The sequence below is a fragment of the uncultured Tissierella sp. genome (genome assembly GCF_902479755.1).
GTDB lineage: Bacteria > Bacillota > Clostridia > Tissierellales > Tissierellaceae > Tissierella > Tissierella carlieri.
The window spans coordinates 1-9,437 of sequence record NZ_CABSQO010000072.1 but is presented as its reverse complement, the minus strand read 5'-3'; the positions used below and the strand labels follow the sequence as shown (position 1 = coordinate 9,437).

The window sequence follows — 9,437 nt, the reverse complement described above, 5'->3', positions numbered from 1 at the left end:
CAATTAAATATATCTATCCTGATATTTTATCTATATATTTTATCTATATATTTTCTCTATAATGTTTATCTCTACAGTTATAGATACAATATTTTATAGATAGCCTAACAATTCGCTGCATAATTTATTTATTAGAATGAATGAACTGTAATATATCTTCTACAGTAGCTCCTGTTCTTGGCCCTTTTTGCATACATTTTAAAGCAGCTGATGCAGAAGCAAACTCAATAGTTGCTTGTTTATCCATTTCCTTGCAGAAATAGGCATAAATGAATCCTGCCAAGAAACAATCTCCAGCACCTGTAGTATCTACAGCTTCTACAGAATAAGCATCTCTGTAAATAGATTCCTCAGCATCATGCCATAATGCCCCTTCATCGCCAGCAGTACATATTACCCCTTGGGGAACAGAATATTTTTCCAAGAATTTTTCTAATCCCTTATGATAATCTGTTTCACCTGTCATTTCAAAATAACCCTCTCGCCCACTAGAAACTACAGTAGAAAGGCTAATCATTTCTTCTATTTCTTCCATGGTAACGCCGCATGTCTTCATGAAGCTTGGTGTACACTGCATATTATACACAACAGGAATTCCTTTTTCCTTAGCTAATCTCCCAAGATAAATAGATGCACGAGATGAAAACATGTCAGTATAGAATACATCAATTTCCTTTAATATATCTCCTGGAAGTTCTTCTGGCTGCAAGTCTAATACAGAATCCCCTAAATTTGCAATAATGCAGTGTTTTCCATCCGGTGCAGTTATAATGAATGTATGTAAAGTTGAACCACCTGATTTAGTGATTAAAAATTTATCATTAACACCATCTTCTACTAAAGTTCTTCGGAATTCATCTCCATATTTATCATCACCAATTTTTCCAGTCTGATAAACCTCTATACCGTATCGAGCCAATGCTACTGAAAGATTAGCAGCACTCCCACCAGGTGAAAGTTTTTCAGAGTCTATAAAACCAAATCCATCCTCCTTCGGTAATTCTCTTGTTTCTAATATGACATCCATAGCCACAGTTCCAAGTGAAAGTACTTTCTTCTTTTTTTCCATTCAATATTTCTCTCCTTCATCTCATTTTATTGAATCCTTACAAGCTTTATATGTATGATTAGTTCAATGTCTACAAGCTAACTCTAAAGTTATCAAAATTTTATTCTTAATTAAAGAACTATTAAAGGATTTAATAATCCAAGTCTACAATATAGAAAAATCTAATGAGCCTTAGTCTACTGTAATAATAAAGTATTATATATAAAATATAAGAAAAGCTACTTCTAATGAAAAATTAGAAGTAGCTTTTCTTGGAACTCATCAAAGCCAAATTCTTAAAATGAAAAAGACAAAAAGTAGAACCTTTCTATCTGCTATAAAATATAATTCATGTTATTTTAATGATGATGGTGGAATATACTCATGGATAATGCCATAACGATCATACCCGCTATAGCTCCATATACTGATATATGATGATCCTCATATCTCTGAGATGATGGTAGTAATTCATCTAATGACACAAATATCATAATTCCTGCCACTATAGAAAAAAGAATTCCAAAGACTAAATCATTAAAAAATCTTGAGAGGATTAAATATCCAATAATTGCACCGAAGGGCTGACAAAGACCTACAAATAAGGAATATAGAAATGCTTTCCTTTTGCTTCCCGTTGAATAATAAATTGGTACCGATATAGCAATGCTCAATGGTATGTTATGAAGGATTACTGCTGCTGCTATTGGAACCGCTACAGATATATCTTTTAATCCAGCGGTAAAGATTGCTAATCCTTCAGGCAAATTATGTATAGCTATTGCAACAGCTGACATAATTCCTAGTTTTGATAAGTGTTCACCATTTTGCTCATGATGATGACCATGTTCATGATGATGGTCATCATGTCCATGATAATGTCCTCCAAATTTATGAACTAGCTTCTCTACAATTGCAGTAATTAGCATTCCGCCAAAGAAACCTGCTAAGGCCACTAGATGACCTCCTTGTTCCCCAAAATATGATTCTATCAATTCCATACCTTCTGGTAAGATAGCCATAAAAGATACATATATCATTATTCCAGCTGAAAAACTTAAAGCGATAGCTAAAAATCTTTTATTTGTTTCTTTTATAAAAAAAGATAATAAACTACCAAGTCCCATAGATAAACCCACTATGGTTGTAAGCCCCAACGATAATACTACTTCTTTACTCATTTTTCACATCCTCTCTTAGCTTTTGCTTTTTTGCTAAAACACTGGCTATTAGTGCTGTAATTGGAATAGTAAGCACTAGCCCAATACTGCCTGATAATGACCTGACTACTTCTGTAGCTATTATATCTAAATTCATAATCTCTATTAAAGGTGTTTCATAAGCCATAAATAATAATAGAAGCGGAATAGATGAACCTGTATATGCAAGTATTAAGGTATTGGTCATAGTTCCCATTACATCTTTCCCCACATTCATACCTGATATAAATAATTCTTTTCTTGAAAGATTATTATTTACACTATAAATTTCCTCTATAGATGATGATATAGACATCCCAACATCCATTACTGCTCCTAATGAACCTAATATTATTCCTGCAAAAAGTAAGTTTTTAAAATCAAACTCTATCCCCTGAGGGATATACATTAACATTGTTGCTTCTTCAGCACTTAATCCTGTAAGATGTATTTTCAATCCCACATAATATGATATTAAGCCTGCTATAATAACACCTGCCGAAGTACCTGCTATTGCTGCTATACTCTTAGTATTGACACCAGATACTAAAAATATAGTTATAATCGTAACTCCTATTGAAATTAACACAGATATGGGTATAGGGTTTGCCCCTTTAAGTATCTGAGGTAATAATACATAAAATACTGATCCTATTGTTAGAACTAGTGATATAATTGCTTTTAATCCTTTAATCTTTCCAATTATAAGAATTAATATAGCGAATAAAATAACTAGATATATAATATAATATAATTAGCTCTCTCATAATCTGCAATATATACTTCATAATCTCCATCCTGAAGTTCTTCAATCACTACTAATATCTTGTCCCCCTTCTTCACAAAAAAGTTATAAGCCTCATTATCAGAGAGATGGTTTTCTATGTCAATTATTTCTCCTTTATGATTTCCACTAGTAATCTTTAATTTTACTCTTTGTAATCTGATGCCCTCATATAAGTCTTCACTTTCTTCTGCATCTCCAGCTTCAAGGACCACAGCCTTTTCCACCACTGATTGCATATCTTCTGCTAATACCACGGAATTAACCAAAATCAATACTAATATAATAATTGATATTACTTTTTTCATAATTACCTCCCTTATGATCTTTTGTAAAAAAGACTTCTACCTAAGAATTAATATATTAAGGAAGCCTTTTTGAAACTCATCTAGAAAAAACGCACTTTAAAAACATGATTTTCCTATGTATTATAGAATATTATATCATATTGAACTATGATAAAAGAATAAAAAATATATTGCCAAGAGAACCCCCTTCCCTTGGCAATATTCTAACTCATTGCTACTGTTATAATTGGTACAATAATAGATATTATAAAAGATGCTATAAGTAAATATATTATAATTTTGGTCATTTTTGTTCTATTCATAGTACACCTCCAACTATATAAATTATACTCTAATTATATACAGGATTCCAGTCTAATATATTGTAAATCTTTTAATTTTATGATAATATATTATAGAACTATTTAAGGGCGGTTAACTCAGCTGGTAGAGTGTCATCTTGACGTGGTGAAAGTCGTAGGTTCGAGTCCTATACCGCCCACCAATATTCAATTAACAATTCACAATGCACAATGCACAATTAAAAATTTAAGTAATTAAAAGGATAGTAAATCTACTATTCTTTTTTTGTCTATTTTTTTCTAATTATATCTGATATAATTAGGGTGTCTAAATAAATTAAAAGGGGTGTTTTGATTGAAGATATTAGTTGGTAAAGGCGGAGGAATAAAAGTTCTTCTAGTATTTAAAGGACAAGATAAATTAGATAGCTCACCTGAATTATATAGCTATTTGAAGGAAAGAGAAATTTTTAAGGGTACCTGTGGTGAAATTTATTCAGACATTTCACCTAAGGGAAATAATGTAATTCTATTGGGACTAGGAGAAGAAGAAAAATTAACTCTTGAGTCTCTTAGAAAAGCTTTTTATAAACTAGGTAAAGAATTGATGAAATATAAGGTAGAATCAGCAGAAGTAGAAGTACCTAAATTTGAAAACCTTTGCTATAGAAAGACTAATATGGCCATAGCAGAGGGTCTTTTACAATCAGAATATGCATTTGAAAAATATCTATCAGAAAAGAAAACAAAACCTACAGTTAAAGAATTTTTCTTAAATGTATTAGAAGATAAAAAAGATAAGGTTGAAGAAGGAATTGAAGAAATTAACAATATTATTGAAGGTATATTCCTAGCAAGAGATCTAGTTAATGAACCTGCAATGGCAATGACTCCTGTAGAACTTGCTAAAAGGGCTAAGGAAGAATTAACAAGTCTAGGAATTGAGGTAGAAGTTTATGGCAAAGATAAAATAGAAGAAATGGGAATGAAAGCATTTCTAGCTGTTTCTAAAGGTTCAGCTATTCCACCTCAATTTATAGTAATGAAATGGAATGGTGATAGCGCATCAGAGGAAAAACTTGCTCTTGTTGGTAAAGGACTTACCTATGATTCAGGTGGATATTCTATAAAACCTGGAGATAGTATGATAGATATGTATAACGATATGGCTGGATCTGCTTCTGTAATTGGTGTAATGAAATCAATCGCTAAATCTAAATTAAATAAAAATGTTGTTGCAATTGTAGCTGCTTGTGAAAACTTAATCTCTGGAGAAGCATATAAACCTGGAGATATAGTTGGATCCATGGCTGGAAAAACTATAGAGGTATTAAGCACTGATGCAGAAGGTAGATTAACTTTGGCAGATGCATTATGGTATGCTGCAACAGTAGAAAAAGCAAATCAAATAGTCGATATAGCCACTCTTACTGGAGCATGTGTTGTTGCTTTAGGCAGCATAAATACTGGAGCTGTAACTAATGATGAAAGTTTAATGAATAAAGTTAAAGATGCCGCAGAATTAGCAGGTGAGCCAGTATGGCAAATGCCTTCAAACGATGAATATAGAGATTTAATAAAAGGAACTGTTGGTGATTTAAAAAATACTGGTGGAAGAGGGGCAGGCACAATAACTGCTGGACTTTTCTTAGAAGAGTTTGTAAACAATACTCCTTGGGTTCATTTAGATATAGCTGGGACTGCTTTTCTATCATCTGAAAGAGGATATTTACCTAAGGGAGCTACGGGAGTTCCTGTAAAGACTCTATATCATTTAGCTAAGGGATGTAAAGGAGAAGGATGTAATCATTAAAAGCTAGAGGTTGCCTCTAGCTTTTTTATCTTTAACCATAATATATCTAACCTTCTTACCTTTCAGGCTTAAATGTAAATGCAATTATAGTTGATATTACAAGAAGTGTTCCTGCTACTATATATGCAGTATTATAGTTATGGGTAGAGTCGAAAATCGCTGCTGCTGTCATAGGACCTATAATCCCTCCAACTCCCCATCCCGTATAAGTAAGACCATAATTTATTCCAAAATTCTTTATTCCATATAAATCTGTTACAGCTGCAGGAAAAACTGAAAACGCCGCACCATAGCATAAGCCTGCTATAGCCACACCTATTGCTAGAAGACCTATATTTGAATATTTAGCAAACAGAAACATATTTACTCCTTGTAGGATAAATACCATCTTCATAAGACTCACTCTTCCTATTTTATCTGATAGAGTGCCTCCCAATATTCTTCCAAGAGCATTAAATATAGAAAGCAAAATTACTAATATAAATCCTGATTGCCAATTTACTTGGCTTTTAGCGATACTGGATACATGTCCTATAATCATTAGACCGGCTGAAGATGAAAAGGTCAACATAAGCCAAAGTTTATAGAAATTCAGTGTCTTTATCATTTCCTTCCATGTGAAATCATTAGATGATTTATCTTTTTTCTTTTCAGTAGAAGTAGTTTTCTGAGACAAGAAACCTTCAGGGGGGTTCTCCAATAACTGTGCCAATATCAATGTGAGAATTAAAGCTCCAACTCCTATGTAGATAAAAGTCTTAGATATTCCTACTTTATCTATCAAATAATTTGCTAATGGCGAATAGAATACGGAAGATAAACCGACACCAGCTACTACTATTCCAGTTATCATTCCCTTCTTTTCATGGGGAAACCATTTTACTGCTGGCGGTACTGTAGATGCATTTACAGTGCCTATTCCAGTTCCAGCTATTACCCCCATGGTTAGTATCATAATCTTTGGATCTGTAAATATCCCTGAGAATATGAGACCCGCCCCCATTAATATACCCCCAATTGTAACTGTTAATTTTGGACCTTTTTCATCTTGTATCTTCCCAAATATAACCATGGCAATTACAAAAAACACTGTAACCATTGTATAAGGAAGTGATGCTTCCTTACTGGTCCAATTAAGATCTTCAATTAATGCTTTGCTAATTACACTCCATATGTACACTAAACCTGCTATGACATTAGTTAATGTAGCTGCCCATAATACTTTATATTTTTTTGTGGTTAGATCCTTCTCCATATTAGCCCCCTTGTAAAGTCATTATTTTGTACTACAATATTATATCATTGAAAAATCCTACCTACAACAAAGATAGCATAATCATAGTATTAAAAAATCTCCTTAGAATTTTCTCTTTTATAAAACATATAAATAAATATCTGACTATTTTCAAGAGGTGATTTTTTGAATAAAAATAGATTTATTTACGGATCAATTATTATGGTTTTTATGAACTTTCTTATGAAAATCATTGGGTTTGCTTATGAAGTTGCTCTATCAAAATTTCTAGGAGCAGAAGCCATGGGATTATTTCAAATTTCCATGTCCACCCTTATGACTTTCTTAATTATAACTACTTCTGGAATTCCTACGTCTGTAACAAAGTTAGTAGCTCAAGAAAACTCTAAAAAGAATTATAATAATGTAGAAAGCATATTTAATTCAACCCTTACTTTTAACCTTTTTGCTTCTATTATAATTAGTATAATCCTACTATTATTTTCTGAATTCATTTCTATTAAGATGCTTAAAAGCAAAGATATGGTGCTTGGTGTATATTTCATGATTCCAGCTATTATTATTCTTTCTGCAAGCTCAATATTGAGATCATATTTCTATGGTATGAAGGATATGATAACCCCCAGTATTGCACAGATAATCGAGCATTTGACCAGATTCATCATTATCGTGGGCATTCTTTATTATGTGTGCCCTGTAGAACCTATACATGGAGCTACCATAGCTATTCTAGGAATCAGTATTGGAGAATTCTTCGACCTTATGTGGTCACTATTCTCTAAAAAACGGCTATATAAAACTAAGAGCAATTATCCAATTGATAAAAAAAATGAAAAATCTTACTTAATTAAGGTTTTATATATGTCTATACCTTTAACTATCTCTGGATCATTTGGTGTTATCCTAAGATTTATCAATACAATCCTTATACCTAACAGACTTATGGCTGCAGGATATACCAGTAGTGATTCTATCTCAATCTTCGGTAGAATTATGGGAATGACCATGCCCTTGATTGGATTATCTTTTATAGTTACATCAGCTTTAGTTGTTAATCTAATACCTAGCTTATCAGAGCAGATAGCTCTAAAAAGATATAAGGATATAAAAAGAGATATACATTTGTCTATCAAAGTCACCTTGTTAATAGCACTTCCTTTGATGTCTCTATATGTAGGACTTTCTAAACCATTAGCTATCCTTTTATACAATGACCCTCTAGTGGCTAATTTTATACATATAATGGCTTATGGTACTGTTTTGTTGGCACTACAGCATACCTTTTCAGGCATACTACTAGGTCTTAATAAGCAAACCAGTGCTACTGTCAGTAGTATAATAGGTATGATTCTTCGAATAATTCTTATATATATTTTTGTGGGAGATCCCAGATTCGGAGTAAATGGAATTTTTATTTCTTTTTATGGTTCTAACACAGTTATTTTAATTTTAAATCTTATTGCAATACGATCTGTGGTAAAATTTGATATTGACTATATAGATATTATAGGAAAACCTTTAGTTGCTTCTATATTTATGATTGGGTTTATCTATTTATCTATCCATGATATAGGAAACCTTCAAAACATTAGCACCTTAGGGTTTGTATCTAGCTTATTAGTTGGCAGTCTAGCTTATATTTTTGTTCTATTCTTGACTAAAGCAATACCTAAAAACCTCTTTAAAAAATTAATTAAACTTCCTTAAGTTATCTGATATTGTAAGGTTTTTGTAACCCCTACTTTACCAAATTATTGTATAATTTAGCTAAAGGAGATGAATAAAATGAGGAATAGAAAATCAATTTTTATAATGATTTCAATTTTAGTTTTTACTTTGATAATTTCAGGATGTAGTTCAAAGAAATCTCAATCATATGATATGTCTGTTCAAGATACTGGTTCCAGTAAGCCATCAACGGAAATAGCCGAAGGGGATTTTAATGTAGCTGAAGATGAGAAAACAGAATATGATCTAATCGAGCCTGACAAGATAATTACCACAGTATCAATTTCTATGCAAACAAAAGAATTTATGGATACTGTTGAAAAGTTAAATTCTCTCATAGATAAATATAAGGGTTATATTGAGAACTCAGATATCTCCTACAATAATTATGTTTATTCTACTAGTTTAAAACATTCTCAGTACTCAATTAGAATTCCAAGGGAAAGCCTAGATAATTTTAAAAACGAATTGAAGGAAATTGGAAATATAATCTCTGAAAACACTTCCAAAGTAGATATTACTAAGCAGTATAGAGATACAGAATCTAGATTAAAGGTCTTAGAAGTTAAAGAGGGAAGAATACTTGACCTACTAAAGAAAGCAGAGAAAATGGAGGATATAATAGCTCTTGAAAATCAACTTAGTAATATTATTTATGAAAAGGAAAATCTGACTGCTAATATAATGGATATGGATGATAAGGTAAATTACAGTACTGTTAATTTCTATCTTGAAGAAGTAGCAAAACTAACTCCTGGCGAAAATATAAAAACTCCTTTCTGGACTAAGGTAGGAAATGCATTTAAAGATTCTTTATATTTCTTTACCTACAATATTGAAAACTTAATTATATCCTTTATATATTTCCTTCCATATGGAATAATCATAGGAGTTGTAGCTTATGTAGTATGGAAGTTTATAAGAAAGAGGAATAATACGCTTCCTAAAGAGTAAAAAGCAAGGGAATTGATGTTACCCCCTAAATCCGGACACGGATTCAGGGGGTATTATCATGTCTAAA

8 protein-coding genes and 1 tRNA gene are annotated in these 9,437 nt (G+C 31.9%); 4 read left to right on the top strand and 5 right to left on the bottom strand.

Translation table 11 applies throughout. The annotated features are described in order from the left end of the window. Positions 1-124 precede the first annotated feature (124 nt). The 4 genes from RDK80_RS19580 to RDK80_RS19565 form a co-directional block, all read right to left on the bottom strand. Complete coding sequence (locus RDK80_RS19580; protein WP_308525265.1) at positions 125-1,069, bottom strand: carbohydrate kinase family protein; 945 nt, start codon at positions 1,067-1,069, stop codon at positions 125-127. 338 nt (positions 1,070-1,407) lie between these two features. After that, a complete protein-coding gene (gene zupT, locus RDK80_RS19575) occupies positions 1,408-2,229 on the bottom strand; it encodes a zinc transporter ZupT (RefSeq protein WP_308525264.1) in 822 nt (273 codons plus the stop codon). Then, positions 2,222-2,941 carry a YibE/F family protein gene (locus RDK80_RS19570; RefSeq protein WP_308525266.1) on the bottom strand — a complete coding sequence of 240 codons (720 nt, stop codon included), beginning with the start codon at positions 2,939-2,941 and terminating at the stop codon, positions 2,222-2,224. The genes zupT and RDK80_RS19570 overlap by 8 nt, the downstream gene beginning before the upstream one ends. Before the next feature lie 38 nt (positions 2,942-2,979). Then, positions 2,980-3,339, bottom strand: a complete 360-nt coding sequence (locus RDK80_RS19565) for a hypothetical protein (RefSeq protein WP_308525263.1) — start codon at positions 3,337-3,339, stop codon at positions 2,980-2,982. A gap of 408 nt (positions 3,340-3,747) precedes the next feature. Here RDK80_RS19565 and RDK80_RS19560 point away from each other — a divergent pair. Together RDK80_RS19560 and RDK80_RS19555 are read left to right on the top strand one after the other, a co-directional pair. Beyond that, positions 3,748-3,823, top strand: a tRNA-Val gene (locus RDK80_RS19560). Between the two features lie 152 nt (positions 3,824-3,975). Beyond that, positions 3,976-5,433, top strand: coding sequence for a leucyl aminopeptidase (locus RDK80_RS19555; protein WP_308525262.1), 1,458 nt, complete (start codon positions 3,976-3,978; stop codon positions 5,431-5,433). 55 nt (positions 5,434-5,488) lie between these two features. Here the strand turns inward: RDK80_RS19555 and RDK80_RS19550 are convergent, their stop codons facing one another. Further along, positions 5,489-6,688, bottom strand: a complete 1,200-nt coding sequence (locus RDK80_RS19550) for an OFA family MFS transporter (protein WP_308525261.1) — start codon at positions 6,686-6,688, stop codon at positions 5,489-5,491. A gap of 165 nt (positions 6,689-6,853) precedes the next feature. Between RDK80_RS19550 and RDK80_RS19545 the strand changes: the two genes are divergently transcribed. Both RDK80_RS19545 and RDK80_RS19540 read left to right on the top strand, forming a co-directional pair. Further along, the gene (locus RDK80_RS19545) at positions 6,854-8,395 is read left to right on the top strand and encodes a polysaccharide biosynthesis protein (protein ID WP_256311736.1); all 1,542 of its coding nucleotides are present in this window, start codon (positions 6,854-6,856) and stop codon (positions 8,393-8,395) included. A gap of 78 nt (positions 8,396-8,473) precedes the next feature. Beyond that, a complete protein-coding gene (locus tag RDK80_RS19540; protein WP_308525260.1) occupies positions 8,474-9,370 on the top strand; it encodes a DUF4349 domain-containing protein in 897 nt (298 codons plus the stop codon). Positions 9,371-9,437: the final 67 nt, after the last annotated feature.